We start from the raw sequence: 22,224 nt of genomic DNA on the forward strand, positions 1-22,224 counted from the left end.
GCGATGAAACTTGCCATTGTCACGGCCTGCCCCAGCGGCCGCGTCTCCAGCGTGCTCAGCGCCCGCCTGCTCGATGCCGTGGCCCAGCGCCAGGGCTGGAGCACCAGCGTCGAAGTGCACGACCCGCAACACCCGGAAAACAAACTCTCGCCGGCGGCCATCGAAGCCGCCGACTGGGTGCTGGTAGTCAACACCGGGCCCATCGACCTCAGCCGCTTCGTTGGCAAACGCCTGTTCCAGAGCACGCCGGCCGCCGCCCTGCAGGACGCCGACGGCTTCCTGCGCCAGGCCGCCGAGCAGGCCCGCGTGCATGAGGCGCAAGCGCCGGTGGCCGCGGCTGCCGTAGTCAGCGACCGCGCCCCACGGCTGGTGGCCATCACCGCCTGCCCAACCGGCGTGGCGCACACCTTCATGGCCGCCGAGGCCCTGCAGACCGCTGCCAAGCAGAAGGGCTACGACCTGCAGGTCGAGACCCAAGGCTCGGTCGGCGCGCGCAACCCGCTCAGCGCCGCCGCCATCCAGGACGCCGACGTGGTGCTGCTGGCCGCCGACATCGACGTGGCCACCGAGCGTTTCGCCGGCAAGCGCATCTACCGTTGCGGCACCGGCATCGCCCTCAAGCAGGCCGCGTCGATCCTCGACAAGGCCCTGGCCGAAGGCAAACCCGAGTCGGCAGCGGCCGCGGGCAACGCCGCCCCGGCCAAGCAGGAAAAGACCGGCGCCTACAAGCACCTGCTCACCGGCGTGTCGTACATGCTGCCCATGGTGGTGGCGGGTGGCCTGATGATCGCCCTGTCGTTCGTGTTCGGCATCACCGCGTTCAAGGAGCCCGGCACCCTGGCCGCCGCCTTGATGCAGATCGGCGGTGACAGCGCCTTCAAGCTGATGGTGCCGCTGCTGGCGGGCTACATCGCCTATTCCATCGCCGACCGCCCGGGCCTGGCCCCCGGCATGATCGGCGGCCTGCTGGCCAGCACCCTGGGCGCAGGCTTCATCGGCGGCATCGTCGCCGGCTTCATTGCCGGCTACGCGGCCAAGGCCATCAACCGCTACGCGCGGCTGCCGGCCAGCCTGGAGGCGCTGAAACCGATCCTGATCATCCCGCTGCTGGCCAGCCTGTTCACCGGCTTGGTGATGATCTACGTGGTGGGCAAGCCGGTGGCCGGCATGCTCGAGGCGCTCACTCACTTCCTCGACAGCATGGGCACCACCAACGCCATCCTGCTGGGCGTGCTGCTGGGCGGCATGATGTGCGTCGACCTGGGCGGGCCGATCAACAAGGCCGCCTACGCCTTCTCGGTGGGCCTGCTGGCCTCGCAAAGCTACGCGCCCATGGCCGCCACCATGGCCGCCGGCATGGTGCCGCCCATCGGCCTGGGCATCGCCACCTTCCTGGCCCGGCGCAAGTTCGCCCAAAGCGAGCGCGAAGCCGGCAAGGCGGCGCTGGTGCTGGGGCTGTGCTTCATCTCCGAAGGCGCCATCCCCTTCGCCGCCAAGGACCCGCTGCGCGTCATCCCCGCCAGCATCGCCGGCGGCGCGCTCACCGGCGCGCTGTCCATGTACTTCGGCTGCAAACTCATGGCGCCCCACGGCGGCCTCTTCGTGATGCTCATCCCCAACGCCATCAACCATGCGTTGCTGTACCTGCTGGCGATCATCGCTGGCGCGGTGGTGACAGCGGTGGTGTATGCGGTGATCAAGAAGGCCGAAGTGGTGGAGCTGACGGCGGAGCCGGCGTGAAGGCGTGAACGGTGCAATGGGATCGGGTGCCAGGCCAACAAGGCTGGCAACGCCGAACCATCAGGCCATGGTACGGTGCAATAGATGTAGGAGCCGGGCTTGCCCGCGGCAGGGCGCGCGGGCGGCCGGTGGTGGCCGTGGTTAGGTCTGAAGCTTGGCGCATCCAAGCAACACCAAAATCCCGTAGCAGCGGCCGCGAGGCCGCGTCCGAGGGCCCCGCGCAATGATCGGGCACCCTGCAAATCGCGGACGCCGCCTGCGGCAGCTGCTACGTGACCACGGCTGTACTTGTGAGGTGATGGTTGCTAGAGTGCTGGCATTGGCCTTTGAGCCCTTTGCTTCACCTAGTGCGTTTAACGCCTAGAAAAAACCCGCCTTTTGGCGGGTTTTTTCGTTTAGGGCTGTTGAACACAATCCCGTAGCAGCGGCCGCGAGGCCGCGTCCGAGGGCCCCGCGCAATGATCGGGTTCCCTGCAAACCGCGGACGCAGCCTACGGCAGCTGCTACGGGGTTGTGATGGGGCTGAGGGTGTTCGGCTTGCGATTCAATCACGGCCACCACCGGCCGCCCGCGCGGCCTGTCGCGAGCAAGCTTTGCTCCCACATTTGTTGCAACGCACCATGGCCTGATGGATAGGCGTTGCCTGCCTTGTTTGTTCGGCAGCAGATCTGGGTGGGGCTACATCGACAGCCTGTCAGACCCCATGGAACCCGGGCTGTAGGACGTTTCCCAAGTTGCTTTCTGGGGGTTGTAGGTGCCTCCAAACAGGGGGATATTGCCCTCCGTCATCCACACGGATGGCCGGGTTTGACAGCTCGAATCCCTATCTACTATTTCCATGCACGTAGCGGTAGCTGTGCGCGGGGCGCCCATATGGGCGCGCCGTAGGGTGGTAGATACTTCGGTCTGTCAACCCGCGCACAGCCACCACCCATTTCGGGCGTGGCCCACTTTTTCAACGGAATGTCCCATGTCTGACTTTTTACCCTGCGACAGCAACTGCACCTCCAACCCCGTCCTGTTCATCGACGCCGATGCGCCCATGGCCGACCTGTTCCAGTTCGCCGATGCCCGCGTGCGCGCCGTGCGTGACATGCTCAAGAGCCTGTCGTGCATGGGCTACCGATCCCTGGACGACGATGACCTGAGCCACTTCGCCACCGGCTGCGCGCTGCTGCTGGAAAACGGCTGCGACGCCCTGAACGTCTACGGCCAACGCCTGCAGCGTGGGCAAGCAGCGCTTTAATCACACGCCGCACTGCCCTGCATTTCCCGCTCGAACCAGCTGGCTTCACCTTCTGCAAACACATTGATGGGAAACGCCTTGCTCCCCAGGCACGGTCAGGTCGTGCCCGCAGGGTTGTCACACCCCCTTCACGCGCATGCGCTCTACTGAGCCCTTTTCCGCGAACAGGGAGCCGCGCGCCATGACCGATTTCACCTTCCCCCGCCGCCGTCTGCTGCAAGTGGCTGGCGCCGGCCTGCTGTTGCCAGGGCTGGCGCCCGCCGTGATCGCTTCGGTGAAGGACCGCCCGCAGCTCACCGACGGCGTGCAGTCCGGTGACCTGCTGGGCGACAAGGCCATGGTGTGGAGCCGCACCGACCGGCCGGCGCGCATGGTGGTGGAGTGGGACACGCGCAGCGTGTTCAGCAACCCGCGCCGCTTCGTCTCGGCGCTGGCCGACGCGCGCACCGACTTTACCGCGCGGGTAGAGCTGAGCGGGCTGCCGGTGGACCAGGCGATTTTCTACCGCGTCACCTTCGAGGACGCCCAGACCGGCGTCGCCAGCGAGCCCTGGTTCGGCCACCTGCGCAGCGCGCCCAGCCAGCGCCGCGACATCCGCTTCGTGTGGAGCGGTGACACGGTAGGGCAGGGCTTCGGCATCAACCCGGACATCGGCGGCATGCGCATCTACGAGGCCATGCGCCTGCGCCTGCCGGACTTCTTCATCCACAGCGGCGACACCATCTATGCCGACAGCCCGGTGCCGGCGCAGCTCACGGTGGAAGGCGGGCGCATCTGGCGCAACATCACCACCGAGGCCAAGAGCAAGGTGGCCGAGACCCTGGACGAATACCGCGGCAACTACCGCTACAACCTGCTGGATGAAAACCTGCGCCGCTTCAACGCCGAGGTGCCGCAGATCTGGCAGTGGGACGACCACGAGGTGATCAACAACTGGTCGCCCAGCAAGCAACTGGACGAGCGCTACCAGACCCGCGACATCAATGTGCTGGTGAGCCGCGCGCGCCAGGCGTGGCTGGAGTATTCACCCATGCGCCGCCAGCAGGCCGACAACGGCGGGCGCATCTACCGCAAGCTCAGCTACGGGCCGCTGCTGGACGTGTTCGTGCTGGACATGCGCAGCTACCGCGGCGGCAACAGCGCCAACCTGCAGGAGCAGATGAGCGCCGACAGCGCCTTCATGGGCCGCGCGCAGCTGGACTGGTTGAAGCAGCAGTTGAAGGCCTCCACCGCCCAGTGGAAAGTGGTGGCGGCCGACATGCCCATCGGGCTGGGCGTGCCGGACGGCGAGGTGAGCCCAGGCGTGGGACGCTGGGAAGCCATCGCCAACAACGACCCGGGCGCGCCGAAGGGGCGCGAGCTGGAAATGGCCGAGCTGCTGGCGTTCCTGCGCGACAATAAAGTGCGCAACCATGTGTGGCTGACGGCGGACGTGCACTACTGCGCAGCCCACCACTACCACCCCGACCGCGCGGCGTTCCAGGATTTCGAACCGTTCTGGGAGTTCGTTGCCGGGCCGCTGAACGCCGGGGCGTTCGGGCCCAATGCGCTGGACAAGACCTTCGGCCCCGAGGTGGTGTTCCAGAAGGCGCCGCCGGCGCAGAACAGCTCGCCGCTTGCCGGCTTCCAGTTCTTTGGCGAGGTGGGCATTGAAGGGCAGAGCGGGGAGTTGACGGTGACCTTGCGCGACCTGGATGGCGTGGCGGTATTTGCGCAGAAGTTGCAGCCTGCATAAATCTCAAACGCATCTGTGGGAGCTGGCTTGCCAGCGAGTTGTTGAGGCCCGAAAAGCTCGCTGGCAAGCCAGCTCCCACAGAAGTCAGTTGCTACGGCAGAATCAATACACGTCCCGCCGATAACGCCCCTGCTCGCTCAGTGACTCTACCGTCGCCTCGCCCAGCACCTCGCGCAGCGCCTCGTCGACACCGCCGGCCATGCCCTGCAGGCTGCCGCACACGTAGATCAGCGCGCCGTCGGCCACCCACTCGCGCACCTCGCGGGCCTGCTCGCGCAGGCGGTCCTGCACGTAGATTTTCCTGGCCTGGTCGCGGGAGAACGCCAGGTCCAGGCGCTGCAGCTCGCCGCTGGCCAGCCAGCCTTGCAGCTCGCCCTGGCAGAGGAAGTCATGCGCCGCGTTGCGCTCGCCGAAGATCAACCAGTTGCGTGTACGGCCCTTGGCCACCCGCGCCTTGAGCAGGCTGCGCAGCCCCGCCAGGCCAGTGCCGTTGCCGATGAGGATGACCGGCGCGGCGTCGCGCGGGGCATGGAAGCCCGCGTTGCGGCGCAGGTGCAGGCTGATGGCCGCGCCCACTGGCGCATGCTCGGTGAGCCAGCCGGAGCCCAAACCCAGGCTGCCGTCGGGGTGGCGCTCCTGGCGCACAATCAGTTCCAGGCGGCCGTCGGCGGGCAGCGAGGCAATGGAGTATTCCCGCGCCTGGGTCTGCAGCGGCACGTCGGTGCTCAGGCGCGGCATCACTTCCACCAGGTCGCCGGCTTCCCAGCTGTGCGGCGCCGGCGGCGTCAGGCCCAGCAGGTATACCGGTGCGCCCTGGCTGCCCGGGTTGAGCAGCCGGCGCTCGCTCAGGGTCCACTCTTCATACAGCGGCGCCTGCCAGGCCATGATCGGCTGGGCGCCGGTGAGCTGGCCCAGTTGCTCCTGCCAGTGCTGCAGCGCCTGCGCATCACCGCTGTCCACCTCCACCGGAGCGAACGCGTGGCGTGCGCCGCTCGCGTCCAGCCATTGGTGCAGGCGCTGGCCGAAGCCGCAGAAGTGCGGGTACTGGCGGTCACCCAGGGCCAGCAGGGCGTAGTTCAATTGCGCCAGCGACCCGCCCTGGCCGAGCACCTTGCGCTCGAAACCACGGGCGCTGTCCGGCGCCTCGCCGTCGCCGAACGTGCTGACCACGAACAGCGCGTTGCTGGCCTGGCGCAGGTCCTGCTCGCCCAGGCGGGCCAGCGGTTCCACGCGCACGGCAATGCCGGCCGCCTGCAGCTGGCCGGCGCTCTGCCAGGCCAGTTGTTCGGCGAAACCGCTCTGGCTGGCGTAGCCGATCAGCCAGGCGTCGCCTTGCCCGGTGCCGGCCTCCAGGCCCTGGCGTGCAGCGCGCACCTGGCGTTGCTTGCGGCGGCGGTCCAGGTACAGCAGCCAGCCGGTGACGAAGAACAGCGGCATGGTCAGCGCGGCCAGGGTATTCAAAATGCGCCCGGCCAGGCCGAAGTAACTGCCCACGTGCAGCGCGTAGACGCTGTCCAGCAACTGGCCACCCAAGGCCTTGTCGGCGAAGCGCTCGTGGCGGCGTACCTTGCCGGTCATGGGCTCGATGGTCATGCTGTTGAACGCCCGCTCATGGGGCGCATCCTTCAGCAGGTAGAACACCGTCACCGGCTGGCCCTGTGGCGCCAGGCGCAGGTTGTACGCGCTGAGGCCCGGGCCGGCTTCGTTGCGAATGCTGTCCCACACCGCGTCGTAGTTGATGTCCACCGGGCCGCTGGGTGGGGTGGGGCGCTGCATGCGGCCACCGCGTTGCTGGCCCTTGGGGGCATCGCCCAGCATGGCGGTCAGGCCCTCGCGCACCCAGTCATAGGACCAGAACAGCCCGGTAACAGACAGCAGCAGGTAGAAGAACAGCACCCAGGTGCCGGCCACCGCGTGCAGGTCCCAATTGAACGCGCGGCCTTTCTTGGCCCAGTCCAGGGTCAGCCAGGCGCGCCAGTTCAACGCCTGGCGCGGCCAGCGCAGGTACAGCCCGGACAGGCAGAAAAACACCAGAATCAGCGTGCACGCCCCGGTGATGTTCTTGCCCACCTCGCCCATGGCCAGGAACCGGTGCAGTTGCAGGGTGAAGCCGAAGAAGCCTTCGCCGGTGACCTTGCCCAGCAGCTCGCCGGTGTAGGCGTTGAAGTAGCGCAGCTCGCCGCGACGCTCGCCCGGCGGCGGGCTGAAGAACACCCGCGAGGCCAGGCCGGTGTCGGTCTCCACCCACAGCGCGGCGATCGATTTACCCTGGGCCGCTGATAGCTTGGGCACCAGCACCGCAGGCGGCAGCACGCCGCTGTCCTGCACCTGCACCTTGAGGGTGGTGGGGTTCAGGGCCTGCATTATTTCGTCCTGGAAGGACACCATCGCGCCGGTCACGCCCATCAGGGCCAGGATCAGGCCTGCCGTGATGCCGAAAAACCAGTGCACTTGAAACAGTGTTTTCTTCAACACCTTAATTCACCTTGCCAGATCAGGCGTGCAGTATGCCGCATCAGTTGCGAACACGTCTCAAACACGCAAAAGCCCCGCTCAACCAGTGAGCGGGGCTTGCGGGCACTTCCGGGTTATCAGAAGTGGAAGTTGGTGCTGAACAACACGGTGCGGCCGGCTGCCTGGTTGGCGAAGTGCGCGGCGTAGGCCTTGTCGTAGTAGACCTTGTCGGTCAGGTTCTGCACGTTGAGCTGGAAGTCGACGTTCTTGCTCAGCTTGTACGCAGCCATGGCGTCGTAGCGGGTGTAGGACGGTACGTACACGGTGTTGGCCGTGTCACCCCACACTTCGCCCACGTAGAAGGCACCGCCACCGATGGTCAGCTTCGGCGCCACCTGGTAAGTGGTCCACAGGCTGGCGCTGTGTTTCGGCGTGTTCGGCAGTTCCTTGCCATCGGTGGCGGCGCCACCGGTGACCGCGCCGTTACGGCCCGACAAGCCACCGCTGAGGATCTCGCTGTCCAGGTAGCTGTAGCCGGCGAACACCTGCCATTTTTCGGTGATCTTGCCGGTGGCCGACAGCTCGAAGCCGTCGACGCGGGTCTTGCCGGCGTTTTCGTAGGTGTTGGTGGCGGTCAGTACCCGGGTGTTTTCCTTCTCGGTGCGGAAGATGTCAGCGGTCAGCGACACGCGGTCCTGGAACACATCCCACTTGGTGCCGATCTCGTAGTTCTTGGTGGTTTCGGGCTCCAGGTCGCTCTGCAGCACACTGCCGTTGGCGGTCAGCGGGTTGCCGTCGATGCCTTCGTTGAGCATGGCGCCCGGCGGGGTGGCCGAGGTGGCGAACGAGGCGTAGATGCTGCCGTTGTCGGTCGGCTTGAACACCAGGCCAGCCTGCCAGTTCCAGAAGTTGGAATTGTTGGTGGTCTTGCCGGTGGCGGCGGCGTCCGCGGTGGTACGGAAGCTGTCGTAGCGCGCGCCCAGGTTCAGCAGCCATTGCGGGTCCAACTCGATGGTGTCGAAGGCATAGATGGCGCGGGTGTTGGCCACGGTGTCGACATCGCTGGCGTGGCTGCGGGTGATGGTACCGGTGTAGGCGTCATCGGGGTTCGGGTTGCTCAGCGAGGTGCAGGTGCCGCCGTAGGTTTCGCCTGGCTGGCAACCCACGCCACCTGGCGAGGCAGCGGTCGGGTTGGTGTTGGCCGGGTTGCTGAAGGCGTAGCCGCTGACCTTGCTTTCTTCACGGGTGAACTCGACACCGGTGGAGTAGCTGTTCTTGAACCCCAGCACGTTGAACTCGCCAAACAGGTCGGTCTGGTTGGTGGTGGTCTCGGTGGTGCTGACCCGGGCGTTGGCGCGGCGCCACACGGTGCCGTATTTGTTGACGTTCTTCTGGCTGTCGTCTGGCTGGGTCAGGATGTAGTCCTGGCCGGTGTTGCCGTGGCGCAGGGTGTTCTTCAGCGTCATGGTGTCGCTGAAGTCATGTTCGAAGGCGATGGTGCTGATGTCGGCGCGGGTCTTGCGGAAGTCGCGGTCCTTCAGGCCATAGAAGTTGTTGCTGTCGCCGCCGTCGGTGGGCTTGTCGTGCACGTGGGCGGTGGCGGTGGAGGAGCTGTAGCCGTACGGAATGCCCGAGTCCGGCAGGTCGTTGCTTTCCACGTGGTAGTAGCTGAGGTTCAGGCGGTTCTCGGTGCCCAGGCCGAAGGTCACCGACGGTGCCACGCCCCAACGGTCGTAGTTCACCGCGTCGCGGCCGGCCACGTTCTGCTCGTGGCTCATCAGGTTCAGGCGGAAGGCCGCGGTGTCGAGGAACTTGCGGTTCACGTCCAGGGTGTAGCGGCGGGTCTGGTCGGAGCCGTAGGTGAAGCCGCCGTCAAGGAAGTCACGGTCCTGGGGCAGCTTGCTCACCAGGTTGATGCTGCCACCGGCCGAGCCGCGGCCGCCGAACGCCGAGTTCGGCCCCTTGCTGACTTCCACCGACTCGATGTCGAAGATCTCGCGGGTCTGCGCGCCGGTGTCACGTACGCCGTCCAGGTAGGTGTCGCCCTGGGCGTCGAAGCCGCGGATGAACGGGCGGTCGCCTTGGGGGTTGCCGCCTTCGCCGGCGCCGAAGGTGATGCCGGGCACGGTGCGCAGGGCGTCCTGCAGCGAGGTGGCGGCAGTGTCCTTGATCACCTGCTGCGGGATCACGGTGACCGAGCGTGGGGTGTCGGTCAGTGGTGCGGTGTATTTGCTCGAAGCCGACTTGGTGGTCTGGTAGGAAGGCTCTTGCGCCTCGCCGGTGATGCTGGTGGCGCCCAGCGAAATGGCGCCGGTCTGCTTGGCGTCGGTGTCTTCGGCGGCTTGTGCGAACTGCGCGACCGAAGCGGCGCCCAGCGCCATGCCGATGGCGGAAACTAGCAGGCGTGGCGAGCTGACAGGAACATAAACGTGTTGGCGTGACATTGTTTTTGGCCTTCCCCAAGGTGTTCGAGGCGGCGGAATGTAGGGTAAATGAAATTAGGTATCAATTGCGACACGGTGCTATCCGCACTGAATTTACATTCTTTACACATTTTGCTTACGGTTTTTACAATTTCGTACGTCAGACAGTTGTACACAGTCAATAAGAATCAATACCATTAGCGCCCTCACGTTTTCAGGTGCCTTTGCCATGCTGCTGCACATCCCCGGAATATTCTCCCCTGAGGAGGTAGCGCGCATTCGCCAGGCCCTGGAACAGGCGGACTGGGCAGACGGCAAGATCACCGCCGGGCACCAGTCGGCCAAGGCCAAGCACAATCTGCAGCTGCCCGAGGGGCACCCGCTGGCGGTGGAAATCGGCGCGGCGATGCTGGAGCGCCTGTGGCAGAACCCGCTGTTCATGTCAGCGGCGTTACCGCACAAGGTGTTCCCACCGTTGCTGAACTGTTACACGGCCGGTGGCAATTTCGATTTCCACATCGACAACGCCGTGCGCCAAGCCCGCGGCAACCCGGAGCGGGTGCGCACCGACCTGTCCTCAACGCTGTTCTTCAGCGACCCCGACGAGTACGACGGCGGCGAGCTTGAAATCCAGGACACCTACGGCACCCAGCGGGTCAAGCTGCCGGCCGGCGACCTGGTGCTGTACCCCGGCACCAGCCTGCACAAGGTCAACGCCGTCACCCGCGGCACCCGTTTCGCCTCATTCTTCTGGACCCAGAGCCTGGTGCGCGAGGACAGCCAGCGCGCGCTGCTGTTCGAGATGGACGGCGCCATCCAGAGCCTGACCCGCGACGTGCCCGACCACCCGTCGCTGGTGCGCCTGACCGGCACCTACCACAACCTGCTGCGCCGCTGGGTGGACGTCTGACATGGGCTTCGAGCTGCGCCGCGAAGAGATCCTCGACGCCGAGCGCCTGAGCGCCATGCTCGATGCCAACCCGGCGCGCGCCGCCCAGGCCATCCTGACCGCGGCCCGCGCCGGCATCGTCGATGCCCAGGCGCTGCTGGGGCAGATCCTGCTCGACGGCCAGGGCATCGAACGCGACCCGGCGCTGGCGCGCACCTGGTTCGAGATTGCCGCCAACGGCGGCCACCTGATGGCGCGCAACATGCTCGGGCGCTGCTGCGAGCATGGCTGGGGCGGTGCGGCGGATGCCGGGCAGGCGGCGCTGCATTACCGCGAAGCGGCCGCCGCTGGGCTGGACTGGGCGCTGTACAACTACGCCAACCTGCTGGGCACCGGCCGTGGGGTAGCGCTGGATCATGAGCTGGCGCTGGTGTGCTACCGCCGCGCGGCGCTGATGGGCCACGCCAAGTCGATGAACCTGCTGGGGCGCTACCTGGAAAACGGCATGGCCTGCGCGGCCGACGTGGCCCAGGCCCATGACTGGTACCGGCGCTCGGCCGAGGCCGGGGATTTTCGCGGGCAGTTCAGCCACGCGGCGGTGCTGGCCGAGGCGGGCAGGGTGGACGAGGCGCTGCACTGGCTGCAGCAGGCGCTGGAGGGCGGCAACCTGAACTTCCTGCGGGTGAGCGGGCCGGCGTTGCTGCAGGCCAATGACGCGCGCGTGCGGGCGATGGCGGCGCACTACGCCGCCAAGGCCGCCACCCTGTAGCCGCTGCCGCAGGCTGCGCTGGCCGGCGTGTACCCTGAAAATCTCCGGTGCACGCAAGGGCCAGCGCAGCCTGCGGCAGCGGCTACGAACGGGTGGTGGCCTGATGCTCACAAAAAAGCCCGGGCACATGGCCCGGGCTTCTTCATTGCCGCAAACGCTTAGATGTAGAACGACTTCAGCGGCGGGAAGCCGTTGAACTCCACGGCGCTGTAGCTGGTGGTGTAGGCGCCGGTGGACAGCCAGTACAGGCGGTCACCGATGGCCAGGTTCAGTGGCAGGCCGTACTTGTAGTTCTCGTACATGATGTCGGCGCTGTCGCAGGTCGGGCCGGCGATGACCACTTCTTCCACTTCGCCTTTCTTCTCGGTCCAGATCGGGAACTTGATGGCTTCGTCCATGGTTTCGATCAGGCCGCTGAATTTGCCCACGTCGGTGTATACCCAACGCTCGACGGCGGTACGCGACTTGCGGGCAACCAGTACCACTTCGCTCACCAGGATACCGGCGTTGGCGATCAGCGAACGGCCTGGCTCCAGGATGATTTCCGGCAGGTCGTCGCCGAAGTCTTCCTTCAGGAAGCGGATGATTTCTTCAGCGTAGGTTTCCAGGCTGTTGGTACGGGTGATGTAGTTGGCCGGGAAGCCGCCACCCATGTTGATCAGCTTCAGGTGGATACCGTCTTCTTCCTTCAGGCGCTCGAAGATCACCTTCACCTTGGCGATGGCGGCGTCCCACACGCTGATGTCGCGCTGTTGCGAACCCACGTGGAAGGAGATGCCGTAAGGCACCAGGCCCAGGTCTCGGGCCAGGATCAGCAGGTCCATGGCCATGTCGGTCTGGCAGCCGAACTTGCGCGACAGGGGCCAGTCGGCAGTGGTCGAGCCTTCGGTGAGGATACGCACGTAGACTTTCGAACCCGGGGCGGCCTTGGCAATGTTGCGCAGGTCGGCTTCGGAGTCGGTGGCGAACAGGCGCACGCCCTTCTCGTAGAAGTAGCGGATGTCCTTGGACTTCTTGATGGTGTTGCCGTAGCTGATGCGCTCAGGACCAACGCCCTGGCCCATGACCTTGTCCAGCTCGTAGATGGAGGCGATGTCGAAGCTCGAACCCTTGTCACGCAGCAGGTCGATGATTTCGACCGCAGGGTTGGCCTTGACCGCGTAGTACACCTTGGCGAATTCGAAGCCGGCGCGCAGGTCGTCGTAGGCCTGGCTGATCATCTGGGTGTCGATGAGTACGAAAGGGGTTTCTTGCTTGTCGGCGAACGCCTTCATTTTCTGGAAGGTTTCGCGCGCGAAATAGTCTTCGACCTGGATCGACATGCTGGGGACTCCTGCTGGCAAACGTTGAAAATTTCATGGGTGAAGGTGGCACCCGGTGCACACCTCTCTTGACCGCCCTCCGTATCCCCACTTTGGTTCGCCTACTTCCCAAGGCATGTCGCCGAAAGCAAAAAGGCCACTGGAAGCATGCTTCCTCATGGCCTTGCTGTCTCGTCGTCAGTACTTGAGCCGGATGGATCGTTTCCAGCATGGACGGTCGGCGCGAACTTTAGGACGTGAGGGGCTCAAGATCAACTAAAAATGTCGCGTTTTTACACGCGTTCGTCGTGGCGTCCTTTTCACCTCTTTAGTAACCGACCCACATGACAGCCTGATGTTCCCGGTGTTTGGCCGGCGGGAGACGTTTCACGCTGACTATCGCCCGCCAGGATACCCACACTGGCCCCCGCTCCACAGCAACGCCGGGCAAGCCGCCTGACGCCAAAACACTGCGTGCGCAAGCACAGGGAACTATCGACATGGGTTGGATCAATCGAGAAAAATCGTTCGTGGCCGAGGTCAAGTGCCAGACGCCACATTTCGAAGGGCATTGGGACTGCGCGGAAATTCTGCTGGACGGGCCAGGGCAGGAGCGGCGCAAGTCAGTTGAATGGCTGACCGTGACCAATTACGCCGAAGGTGAGCGCCACTTGTTCCAGTTCGACTGCTTCTACGACGAAAAGGGCTACGCCGGCTATGACATCCGTTCCTACACCTACGGCCAAGGGCGACGCTTCAACAGCATCGGCCAGCGTTTCGGCTTCAGCAGCGGCGGCTACATCGCCCTGTCTCCGTTGAAGCCCACGCCCGAGATGCTGTGGCAACCTTATATATTCGCCGACGGCCAGCCACAACCTATCCTGGAGGTGCTGAAAAATGGCCGGCTGGACAACGTCCGTATCGAAACCCGCCACGGCCGCACGCTCAAGCCCTACAAACGCTACGACGCCCACCGCAGCTGGTACTGCTACGTCAATGACGAGTCAGGCCCCGCCATGGAGCTCACCTTGCACATCCAGCAACTGGGCAAGGAGCACAATGACGACCATTGATCACGGGTAGGTCAATGCCCCGTCGAAGTGGCGTCCCTGCCACTTCGGCGGGTCGCCTGTCACTCAGCAGACGGCACTCTGTAACAGTTGCAATACATTAATGGTAACCATTACCATTCGCGCCCTCTCTCCCCTCAGTAGCTGCCGACCATGACCTCCAAGCTGCGCGGCCACCCCGGTTTTCTCGAGCATTATCAGGAGCTGCTGGGCGCCTGGACGCGCCGCCTGCGCGACCGTGCGCGCGCCGAGGACCTGACCCACGACGCCTTTGTGCGCGTGCTGGAAACCCCGGCCGCGGAGGTGCAGCAGCCACGTGCCTACCTGCATCAGGCCGCGCGCAACATCGCCGTGGATGGATACCGCCGCGAAGACCGGCGCGCCGCGCTGGAGAGCCTGGCGCTGGCGCCCGACGCGGCCGCCGGCGCCGACCCCGAAGCCTTCGTGCAGGCGGTGCAGCTGGCCGACGCTGTGGAAAAGGCGCTGGACGAGCTGCCGCCCAACTGCCGCAAGGTGTTCGTCTGGCAGAAGCTGGAGGGCCTGAGCCAGGCCGAGATCGCCGAGCGCATGGGCCTGAGCCGCAACATGGTGGAGCGCTACATGATGCGCGCGCTCAAGCACCTGCGCGGGCACCAGGCCATTCGCTACGTGGTGGCGGCCAGTATTGTCGCGGCGGCGGTATGGCTGGGCTGGTTCACCCAGCTGCGTCATGACCCGGCCTACCAGGGCCAGTTCGCCACGGTGCTGGGCGAGCGGCGGCAGTTCGACCTGCCGGACGGCTCGCACCTGGAGCTCAACAGCCGCACGCGCTTGTCGGTGAGCTTCGTCGACGGCCAGCGGCAGGTCACGCTGCAGGAAGGCGAGGCCATGTTCAGCGTCGCCCATGACCCGTCGCGGCCGTTCGTGGTGAGCGCTGGCGCCGGCACGGTGACGGTCACTGGCACGCGCTTCGACGTGCGCCGCGACCCCGACCAGATGCAGGTGGCGGTGGAGTCCGGCACCGTGCGCGTGCAGGGCCATGCCGCGCCGGTGGTGCTGACTGCAGGCCTGGGTTCGCGCATTGGCGAGGACGGCCAGGTGAGCCCGGCCGTCCCGGTGAACACTGCCGACCTCACTGCCTGGCGCAGCGGCAAGCTGGTGTTCAGCGCCGCGCCGCTGAGCGAGGTGGTGCGCGAAGTGTCCCGCTACCGCCAGCAACCGCTGCACGTCAGCGGCAAGGCCGCCCACCTGCGCCTGAGCAGCGTGTTCAAGGCCGATGACACCGACGCCCTGCTGCGCGCCTTGCCGAGCATCCTGCCGGTGAGCGTGCGCACCCTGGCCGACGGTTCGGCAGAAATTATCGCGCGCTGATTCAGGTTTTTTTGCCCTTGTTCGTCTTCCTGGCCAACTGTAACTTCAGGACAAGCCACGACGTGAACAACAACAAGCTCAATGCGTTAACCCTGGCCCTGCTGGCCATTACCTTCGGCAGTGTCGCCCCCCTGGCGTTTGCCGACCAGGCGCCGGTCAGCGTGCAGATCCAGGCCCAGCCCCTGGCCGCGGCGCTGAACCAGCTGGGGCGGCAGACCGCGCTGCAACTGTTCTTCAGCCCCGACCTTGTGGCTGGCAAGCAGGCCCCGGCCGTCGCCGGCAACCTGGCGCCCGAGCAGGCCCTGAAGGCGCTGCTGGCGGGCAGCGGCCTGACCTATGAGATCAACCAGGGCAGCGCGGTGCTGCACGCCGCCCAGCCGACCGCCGCCACAGGCAGCGTCGAGCTGGCGCCCACCGACGTGAAAGTGGTGGGCGACTGGCTGGGCGACGCCGACAAGACCGTGGTGCAGAACCACCCCGGCGCGCGCACCGTGGTGCGCCGCGAAGCCATGGTGGAGCAGGGCGCGATGAACGTGCGCGACGTGCTGCGCGGCATCCCCGGCGTGCAGGTGCAGGACTCCAACGGCACCGGTGGCAGCGACATTTCCCTCAACGTCGGCGTGCGCGGCCTGACCTCACGGCTGTCGCCGCGCTCCACGGTGATGATCGATGGCGTGCCTGCGGCGTTCGCCCCCTACGGCCAGCCGCAGCTGTCCATGGCGCCGATTTCCGCCGGCAACCTCGACAGCATCGACGTGGTGCGCGGCGCCGGTTCCGTGCGCTACGGGCCGCAGAACGTCGGCGGGGTGATCAACTTCGTCACCCGCGCCATCCCCAAGGACTTCAGCGGTGACGTCAGCACCACCCTGGAAACCTCGGCCCACGGCGGCTGGAAGCACACCGAGTCGACCTTCCTCGGCGGCACCGCCGACAACGGCCTGGGCGCCGCCCTGCTGTACACCGGGGTGAACGGCAACGGCTACCGCAGCAGCAACAACGGCAACGACATCGACGACGTGCTGTTCAAGACCCACTGGGCGCTGACCGACAGCGACGAGCTGTCGCTGAACTTCCACTACTACGACGCCCGTGCCGACATGCCCGGCGGCCTCACCCAGGCCCAGTACGACCACAACCCGTACCAGTCCGACCGCGACTACGACAACTTCACCGGCCGCCGCAAGGACGTCTCGCTGAAGTGGCTGCACCAGATCGACGACGCCACCCAGCTGGAAGTGCTGACCTACTACACCGACAGCTTCCGCGGCAGCACCATCGCCGCCCGCGACCAGAAAACCCTGTCGTCCTACCCGCGCAGCTACCACACCTTCGCCGTGGAGCCGCGGCTGTCGCACCTGTTCATCGGCGACAGCGTCAGCCAGGAGGCCAGCATTGGCGTGCGCTACCTGAAGGAGGCCATGCACGAACAGAGCAGCCGCCTGGCGCTGATCGACAACACGCCCACGGTCACCCCGACTTCCGACGGCCATATTTCCCAGGACCGCACCGGCGGCACCGAGGCCACCGCGTTCTACATCGACGACAAGATCGACGTCGGCAACTGGACCATCACCCCCGGCGTGCGCTTCGAGCACATCAGCACCGACTGGCACGAGCGCCCGGTGCTCGGCACCAACGGCGTGCGCGTGCAGGCGAAGGACCGCAGCGTCGAGAGCAACGAACCGTTGCCGGCGCTGAGCGTGATGTATCACCTGTCGGATGCCTGGAAGCTGTTCGCCAACTACGAGACCTCGTTCGGCAGCCTGCAATACTTCCAGCTGGCCCAGGGCGGCATCGGCAACCAGACCGCCAGCGGCCTGGAGGCCGAGAAGGCCAAGACCTACGAGATTGGCACGCGCTATGACGACGGCACCTGGGGTGGCGAGCTGACGGCGTTCTACATCGACTTCGACCACGAGTTGCAGTACATCAGCAACGACATCGGCTGGACCAACCTGGGCGCCACCCAGCACCAGGGCATAGAGGCCTCGGTGCACTACGACCTGGCCGCGCTGGACCCACGCCTGGACGGCCTGAGCGCCAACGCCGGGTTCACCTACACCCGCGCCACTTATCAGGGCGATATCCCGGGCTTCAAGGGCCGCGACCTGCCGTTCTACTCACGCCAGGTGGCGACCGCCGGGTTGCGCTATGAAGTGAACCGCTGGACCTGGAACCTCGACGCCTTCGCCCAATCGAAGCAGCGCGCGCCGGGCACCGGCATGAACGCCGACGGCAGCTTCAACGGCAACTACATCACCCAGCCCAGTGCCGATGGCCAGTATGGGGATATGCCCGGCTACGTGACCTGGCAGGTGCGCGGGGGATATGACTTCGGCCAGCAGCTGTCGAACCTGAAGCTGGGCGCCGGGGTGCGCAACCTGTTCGACCGCCAGTACTTCACCCGTTCCAGCGACAACAATTCGGGCATCTACCTGGGTGAGCCGCGCACGTTCTATGTGCAGGCCAGTGTCGGGTTCTGATTGGCGTCGGTGTCGCCTTCATCGCGGCCAAGGCCGGCTCCTACGCCAACCGTGGTAGGAGCCGACCTTGGTCGCGATGAGGCCACCGCACATTTACCTGCCAATCAGGCTGGGGTTTGCTCCACCAACTCCGCCGGCGACACGATGTTGGTCTTCATCCCCCGCGAGCGGCCCGAGCTCAGGTACGCCGCGATGGATTCCTGGGTCACCTCACCCAGGAATACGTTTTCGGCATTGAGCACCGGCAGCCACGCGCGGTTGAACTCGTACATGCGCGACAGCAGGATGCGCAGGTGCTCGTCGTAGGCGGCGGTGGCGTTGAACGGGCGCAGGTAATCCTGGCAGGTGCCCTGCTGGCGGTGCAGGTCGCGGCGGCGCACGTAGCCCATGGCTTTATTCTGGGCGTCGGTCATGACCACGTAGCGGCGGTCGTGCTCGTCCATCAGCTCCAGGGCATCGGCCACCGGCGTCTGCGGGCTGACCGACGGCGCGTTGTCGGCGGCGTCCTCGGCCTTCACCAGCAGCAGGCGCTTGAGGGTGCTGTCCTGGCCCACGAAGTTGCTGACGAAGTCGTCCACCGGGTGCGCCAGCAGGGTGTCCGGGTGGTCGATCTGCAGCAGTTTGCCGGCGCGGAAGATGGCGATCTTGTCGCCCAGCTTGATGGCCTCGTCGATGTCGTGGCTGACCATGATCACGGTCTTGTTCAGCGCCCGCTGCATCTCGAAGAACTCGTTCTGGATCATCTCGCGGTTGATTGGGTCGACCGCGCCGAACGGCTCGTCCATCAACAGCAACGGCGCATCCGCCGCCAGCGCGCGGATCACGCCGATGCGCTGCTGCTGGCCGCCCGACAGTTCGCGCGGGTAGCGGTGCAGGTACTGCTTGGGCTCCAGCTTGATCATGCTCATCAGCTCGCGGGCGCGCTCGTGGCATTTCTGCTTGTCCCAGCCCAGCAGGCGCGGCACCACGGTGATGTTTTCCTCGATGGTCATGTTCGGGAACAGGCCGATCTGCTGGATCACGTAGCCGATGTTGCGGCGCAGGGTCACCTCGTCAAGGCCGGTGGTGTCCTCGCCGTTGATCAGCACCTTGCCCGAGGTGGGCGTGATCAGGCGGTTGATCATTTTCAGCGTGGTGCTCTTGCCGCAGCCCGACGGGCCCAGGAACACGCAAATCTCGCCTTCGTTGACGGTCAGGCTCACGGCGTCCACGGCCTTTACTTCCTTGCCGTTGCTGGTGAAGGTCTTGGTCAGGTTCTGGAGTTCGATCATTTGAGTAATCCTTTGGGAGTCAGGGCGCGTTGCAGCCATTGCAGGAAGAGGTCGGCGATGATCGCCAGGACGCTCACCAGCACGGCGCCGACGATCAACATCGACATGTCGCTGCGGCTGATGGAAGTGAGGATAAGTACACCCAGGCCGCCGGCACCGATGGTGGCGGCGATGGTCATGACGCCGATGTTCATGACCACGGCGGTGCGCACGCCGGCCAGGATCACCGGCACCGCGATGGGCAGCTCGACCATGCGCAGGCGCTGGCCGAAGGTCATGCCGATGCCGCGCGCGGCCTCACGGATGCCCGGCTCCACGCCGGTCAGCGCCAGGTAGGTGTTGCGCATGATGGGCAGCAGCGAGTAGAGGAACACCGCGGTGATGGCCGGCAGCGGCCCCAGGCCCTGGCCGAACTTCGAATAGAAGGGCAGCAGCAGGCCGAACAGCGCGATGGAGGGGATGGTCAGCAGCACCGTGGCGCTGGCCTGCATCACCCCGGCGGCGGCGGGGAAGCGGGTCATGACGATGCCCAGGGGCACGCCCACCAGAATCGCCAGGCTCACCGCCACGCCCACCAGGGCGATGTGCTGGCCGGTCAGGTGCAGCACCTGCGCCCAGTCCAGGTGGGAAAAGGTATCGAGGAAACTCATGGCTGCTCCTTCGCGGCGGCGGGCACGGGGTGGTCACGCAGGAACTCGGCCGCCACGGCGGTCGGGCTCAGGTGCTGCACGTCGACCTTGGCGTTGAGCTGGCGCATGGTCTCGTCGTCCAGCAGCTCGGCCAGCGGTTTCAGGTCGGCGGCCAGGTCCGGGTGGGCGTCGAGGAAGTCCCGGCGCACTACGGGGGCGGCGGTGTAGTCGGGGAAGTAGTGTTTGTCGTCTTCCAGCAGCTTGAGGTGGAAGGCGTTCAGGCGGCCGTCGGTGGTGTACACCAGCCCCGTGAACACCTGGCCGTTGCGCAGCGCGGTGTAGACCAGGCCGGCGTCCATCTGGCGAATATCGCGGCGGGTGAACTGCAGGTCATAGGTCTGGGTCAGGCCCACCAGGCCGTCGGAGCGGTTGGCGAACTCGGTGTCCAGGGCCAGCACGTGGCCTTTTTTCGGTTCATCGCGCAGCACCTGGTTCAGCTGGCTGATGGTGTTGACCTGGGGGTAGGCCTTGGCGATGTTTTCCGGCAGGGCCAGGGCGTAGGTATTGCTGAACTTCGACGGGGTCAGCCACACCAGACCTTTCTTGGCGTCGAGTTCCTTGACCCGCTGGTAGGTGGCGGCGCTGTCGAGTTTCTCGGTCACGTGGTTGTAGGACACCAGCGACACGCCGGTGTATTCCCACACCATGTCCAGCTGGTTGGTCTCCTGGGCGCTGCGCGCCAGGTTGCTGCCCAGGCCACTGGTGACCTGCACGTTGTAGCCTTTCGAATCGAGGTATTGCGCGGTGATGGCGGCCAGCACCGACTGTTCGGTGAACACCCGGGCGCCGAGGCGCACCAGCGGTTTTTCCGCAGCGTGGGCAGCGCCCGCGCACAGCAGGGCCAGGCCCAGCAGCATGCTTGGTACTTTCATGTGATTTCCTTCGCTCAGCGAGTCAGGCCGCGTTCCAGCCACAGGCGGCTGGCCATCGACACCAGGCCGTCCAGCAGCAATGCCAGCAACGCCGTGCAGGCGGCGCCCAGCAACAGTTGCGGCTGATTGTTTAAGGCGATGCCGGGGAAGATCAGGCTGCCCAGGCTGTTGGCGCCAATCAGGAACGACAGCGGCGCGGTGCCGACGTTGATCGCCAGGGCCACGCGCACGCCACCGACAATGATGGGCACGGCGTTGGGCAGTTCGACCTGGAACAGCACTTGGCGCGGGGTCATGCCGATGCCGACGGCGGCTTCCTTGAGCGAGCCCTGAACGTTTTTCAGGCCTTCGTACGTGTTGCGCACAATGGGCAACAGGGAAGCGAGGAACAGGGCGAAGATGGCCGGACCGCTGCCGATGCCAAGTATGCCCAGGGCGATGGCCAGTACGGCCAGGGGAGGGACGGTGTTACCGATGTTGAAGATTTGCATGAAGCGTTCGGCGCGGCCAACCATGTTCGGTCGGCTGAGCGCAATGCCGGCGGGGATGCCCACTAGCAGTGCGGCGGCCATGGAGGCCACTACCAGGATCAGATGCGCTTGCAGGTAAAACAGTAAATCTTCTTGGTACTGCTCGATGGTACTGATGCCGATCCAGTGGACCAGCAGGGCCAGGATGACGACGGCAGCCGCACACCCCATCAGCCCCTTGCCATAGCGAATAGCCACAGGCGGACTCCTATTTTTTCAGTCGGCGCACTCACCGTCGGTGGCGACAGCCATGCCTGGCGGTCAACGGTGGGTTCGCGAGAAGCAGCGCGCGGACGGCTGTGAAACAGCGTCGATGCGCGCCATAAGCGCAGCCTCGTCAGGCTGACTTGCCGTTCTTGCAACACCCTGACGAATGGTCGAATCAGGGGAGTGGACGTCTCCGCTTATTAAAAGGTTCCCATCTGCGGCAGCATTTGGCCACCCTTAATTGACCCAGCGGTGTGGCAGGCGTGGAAAACACGACTACAATCGCCTGCCTGTTTTTGACGAAATTTTGACCAGTCAAAAGCGTATAGTCCACGCCGCGCGGCCCATGGGGCCGCACGCCTGCGTCATTTGAACCCTGGGCGCCCGACGCTCCGGGTGCCGCTTCTTCCGCTCGTGGACTACCCCATAAAATGCTACCTACCTTGCCGCGACCCACGTCACGCCCGTTGAACCTCTGGATCGGCCTCGGCATTCCTGCCGTCATCGCCATCGCCCTGTGCCTGCTGGAACTGACCGACATCGACATGGTGATCGAACAGTGGTTCTACGACCCGGTGCAGCAGGCGTTCGCCGGCCGGCACAGCTACTGGCTGGAAAACGTGCTGCATGACCAGGCCAAGCGCGTGGTGATCGCCATTGGCGTGCTGGGCGCCCTGGGTTACCTGGCCAGCTTCCTGGTCAAGGGCCTGCTGCCGATCCGCCGTGAACTGGCGTGCCTGGTGGTGGCCATGTCGCTGTCCACCAGCTACACCGCGCCGCTGAAAGCGCTGACCGGCGTGCAGTGTCCCTGGAGCGTGACCGAGTTCGGCGGCACCCAGGCCTACAGCAAACTGTTCGAGCACCGCCCCGCCACTTCCAGCCCGGGCCGCTGCTGGCCGGGTGGCCACGCGGCCACCGGTTTCACCCTGTTCTCGCTGTTCTTCGTGCTGCGTGACCGCCGCCCGCGTATGGCCCGCGCCGGCCTGGTGTTCGCCTTTGGCCTGGGCACGGTGTTCTCCATCGGTCGCATGATCCAGGGCGCGCACTTCCTGTCGCACAACATCTGGGCGGCGATCTTCTGCTGGCTGATCTGCCTGGGCACCTACTACGTGATGCTGTACCGCCCGCAGGCCGCCACCGACACGCTGCCCCAGGCCGCACCCGCCACGGCTTGAGGCCCTGGCGACGGGCGAGT

Annotated in this window: 16 protein-coding genes; 9 read left to right on the forward strand and 7 right to left on the reverse strand. The window is 65.6% G+C overall.

Going from position 1 to position 22,224, the window contains the following annotated elements; translation table 11 throughout:
- Positions 1-3 precede the first annotated feature (3 nt).
- From RAM80_RS21565 to RAM80_RS21575, 3 genes are all read left to right on the forward strand, one after another.
- The gene (locus RAM80_RS21565) at positions 4-1,740 is read left to right on the forward strand and encodes a PTS fructose-like transporter subunit IIB (RefSeq protein ID WP_416422452.1); all 1,737 of its coding nucleotides are present in this window, start codon (positions 4-6) and stop codon (positions 1,738-1,740) included.
- Between the two features lie 970 nt (positions 1,741-2,710).
- Entirely contained in the window at positions 2,711-2,986 is a 276-nt protein-coding gene (locus tag RAM80_RS21570; protein ID WP_416422453.1) for a hypothetical protein, read from the forward strand.
- A 181-nt stretch (positions 2,987-3,167) separates the two neighbouring features.
- Entirely contained in the window at positions 3,168-4,721 is a 1,554-nt protein-coding gene (locus tag RAM80_RS21575) for an alkaline phosphatase D family protein (RefSeq protein ID WP_416422454.1), read from the forward strand.
- 102 nt (positions 4,722-4,823) lie between these two features.
- On the opposite strand, the gene RAM80_RS21580 is transcribed toward RAM80_RS21575, so the two are convergent.
- The gene (locus RAM80_RS21580) at positions 4,824-7,196 is read right to left on the reverse strand and encodes a PepSY domain-containing protein (RefSeq protein WP_416422455.1); all 2,373 of its coding nucleotides are present in this window, start codon (positions 7,194-7,196) and stop codon (positions 4,824-4,826) included.
- A gap of 116 nt (positions 7,197-7,312) precedes the next feature.
- The gene (locus tag RAM80_RS21585) at positions 7,313-9,619 is read right to left on the reverse strand and encodes a TonB-dependent receptor (protein WP_416422456.1); all 2,307 of its coding nucleotides are present in this window, start codon (positions 9,617-9,619) and stop codon (positions 7,313-7,315) included.
- A 208-nt stretch (positions 9,620-9,827) separates the two neighbouring features.
- Between RAM80_RS21585 and RAM80_RS21590 the strand changes: the two genes are divergently transcribed.
- Both RAM80_RS21590 and RAM80_RS21595 read left to right on the forward strand, forming a co-directional pair.
- Positions 9,828-10,508 (forward strand): Fe2+-dependent dioxygenase, encoded by a 681-nt coding sequence (locus RAM80_RS21590; protein WP_416422457.1) that lies wholly within the window; start codon positions 9,828-9,830, stop codon positions 10,506-10,508.
- A gap of 1 nt (position 10,509) precedes the next feature.
- Positions 10,510-11,256, forward strand: a complete 747-nt coding sequence (locus tag RAM80_RS21595) for a tetratricopeptide repeat protein (protein WP_416422458.1) — start codon at positions 10,510-10,512, stop codon at positions 11,254-11,256.
- Positions 11,257-11,414: 158 nt separating this feature from the next.
- Here the strand turns inward: RAM80_RS21595 and RAM80_RS21600 are convergent, their stop codons facing one another.
- Positions 11,415-12,578 (reverse strand): type III PLP-dependent enzyme, encoded by a 1,164-nt coding sequence (locus tag RAM80_RS21600; protein ID WP_158152702.1) that lies wholly within the window; start codon positions 12,576-12,578, stop codon positions 11,415-11,417.
- A 479-nt stretch (positions 12,579-13,057) separates the two neighbouring features.
- Between RAM80_RS21600 and RAM80_RS21605 the strand changes: the two genes are divergently transcribed.
- The 3 genes from RAM80_RS21605 to RAM80_RS21615 all read left to right on the forward strand — a co-directional run bounded on the left by RAM80_RS21605 (position 13,058) and on the right by RAM80_RS21615 (position 17,460).
- The gene (locus tag RAM80_RS21605) at positions 13,058-13,630 is read left to right on the forward strand and encodes a hypothetical protein (RefSeq protein ID WP_416422459.1); all 573 of its coding nucleotides are present in this window, start codon (positions 13,058-13,060) and stop codon (positions 13,628-13,630) included.
- 150 nt (positions 13,631-13,780) lie between these two features.
- Entirely contained in the window at positions 13,781-14,977 is a 1,197-nt protein-coding gene (locus RAM80_RS21610) for a sigma-70 family RNA polymerase sigma factor (protein ID WP_416422460.1), read from the forward strand.
- Positions 14,978-15,039: 62 nt separating this feature from the next.
- Positions 15,040-17,460: a TonB-dependent siderophore receptor gene (locus RAM80_RS21615; protein WP_416422461.1), complete on the forward strand. Its 2,421-nt coding sequence runs from the start codon at positions 15,040-15,042 to the stop codon at positions 17,458-17,460.
- Positions 17,461-17,564: 104 nt separating this feature from the next.
- On the opposite strand, the gene RAM80_RS21620 is transcribed toward RAM80_RS21615, so the two are convergent.
- From RAM80_RS21620 to RAM80_RS21635, 4 genes are read right to left on the reverse strand one after another with little or no spacing between them, the layout of a single operon-like run.
- Positions 17,565-18,731 (reverse strand): betaine/proline/choline family ABC transporter ATP-binding protein, encoded by a 1,167-nt coding sequence (locus tag RAM80_RS21620; RefSeq protein WP_416422462.1) that lies wholly within the window; start codon positions 18,729-18,731, stop codon positions 17,565-17,567.
- The gene (locus RAM80_RS21625; protein ID WP_416422463.1) at positions 18,728-19,381 is read right to left on the reverse strand and encodes an ABC transporter permease; all 654 of its coding nucleotides are present in this window, start codon (positions 19,379-19,381) and stop codon (positions 18,728-18,730) included. Before RAM80_RS21625 ends, RAM80_RS21620 begins: the two co-directional genes overlap by 4 nt.
- Positions 19,378-20,292, reverse strand: coding sequence for a glycine betaine ABC transporter substrate-binding protein (locus RAM80_RS21630; RefSeq protein ID WP_416422464.1), 915 nt, complete (start codon positions 20,290-20,292; stop codon positions 19,378-19,380). Before RAM80_RS21630 ends, RAM80_RS21625 begins: the two co-directional genes overlap by 4 nt.
- Positions 20,293-20,306: 14 nt before the next feature.
- Complete coding sequence (locus RAM80_RS21635; RefSeq protein ID WP_416427535.1) at positions 20,307-20,993, reverse strand: ABC transporter permease; 687 nt, start codon at positions 20,991-20,993, stop codon at positions 20,307-20,309.
- Positions 20,994-21,460: 467 nt separating this feature from the next.
- On the opposite strand from RAM80_RS21635, the gene RAM80_RS21640 reads away from it, so the two are divergent.
- Positions 21,461-22,204: a phosphatase PAP2 family protein gene (locus RAM80_RS21640; RefSeq protein ID WP_416422465.1), complete on the forward strand. Its 744-nt coding sequence runs from the start codon at positions 21,461-21,463 to the stop codon at positions 22,202-22,204.
- Positions 22,205-22,224: the final 20 nt, after the last annotated feature.

This window comes from Pseudomonas sp. App30 (assembly GCF_047947025.1).
Lineage (GTDB): Bacteria > Pseudomonadota > Gammaproteobacteria > Pseudomonadales > Pseudomonadaceae > Aquipseudomonas.

Excerpts from the sequence above, each read along its gene's own strand:
- RAM80_RS21565 (WP_416422452.1), top strand. The coding sequence starts at position 4 with ATGAAACTTGCCATTGTCACGGCCTGCCCCAGCGGCCGCGTCTCCAGC.
- RAM80_RS21600 (WP_158152702.1), bottom strand. The coding sequence starts at position 12,578 with ATGTCGATCCAGGTCGAAGACTATTTCGCGCGCGAAACCTTCCAGAAA.
- RAM80_RS21590 (WP_416422457.1), top strand. The coding sequence starts at position 9,828 with ATGCTGCTGCACATCCCCGGAATATTCTCCCCTGAGGAGGTAGCGCGC.
- RAM80_RS21635 (WP_416427535.1), bottom strand. The coding sequence starts at position 20,993 with ATGGGGTGTGCGGCTGCCGTCGTCATCCTGGCCCTGCTGGTCCACTGG.
- RAM80_RS21570 (WP_416422453.1), top strand. The coding sequence starts at position 2,711 with ATGTCTGACTTTTTACCCTGCGACAGCAACTGCACCTCCAACCCCGTC.
- RAM80_RS21640 (WP_416422465.1), top strand. The coding sequence starts at position 21,461 with ATGCTACCTACCTTGCCGCGACCCACGTCACGCCCGTTGAACCTCTGG.
- RAM80_RS21610 (WP_416422460.1), top strand. The coding sequence starts at position 13,781 with ATGACCTCCAAGCTGCGCGGCCACCCCGGTTTTCTCGAGCATTATCAG.
- RAM80_RS21625 (WP_416422463.1), bottom strand. The coding sequence starts at position 19,381 with ATGAGTTTCCTCGATACCTTTTCCCACCTGGACTGGGCGCAGGTGCTG.
- RAM80_RS21630 (WP_416422464.1), bottom strand. The coding sequence starts at position 20,292 with ATGAAAGTACCAAGCATGCTGCTGGGCCTGGCCCTGCTGTGCGCGGGC.
- RAM80_RS21595 (WP_416422458.1), top strand. The coding sequence starts at position 10,510 with ATGGGCTTCGAGCTGCGCCGCGAAGAGATCCTCGACGCCGAGCGCCTG.
- RAM80_RS21585 (WP_416422456.1), bottom strand. The coding sequence starts at position 9,619 with ATGTCACGCCAACACGTTTATGTTCCTGTCAGCTCGCCACGCCTGCTA.
- RAM80_RS21605 (WP_416422459.1), top strand. The coding sequence starts at position 13,058 with ATGGGTTGGATCAATCGAGAAAAATCGTTCGTGGCCGAGGTCAAGTGC.
- RAM80_RS21620 (WP_416422462.1), bottom strand. The coding sequence starts at position 18,731 with ATGATCGAACTCCAGAACCTGACCAAGACCTTCACCAGCAACGGCAAG.
- RAM80_RS21575 (WP_416422454.1), top strand. The coding sequence starts at position 3,168 with ATGACCGATTTCACCTTCCCCCGCCGCCGTCTGCTGCAAGTGGCTGGC.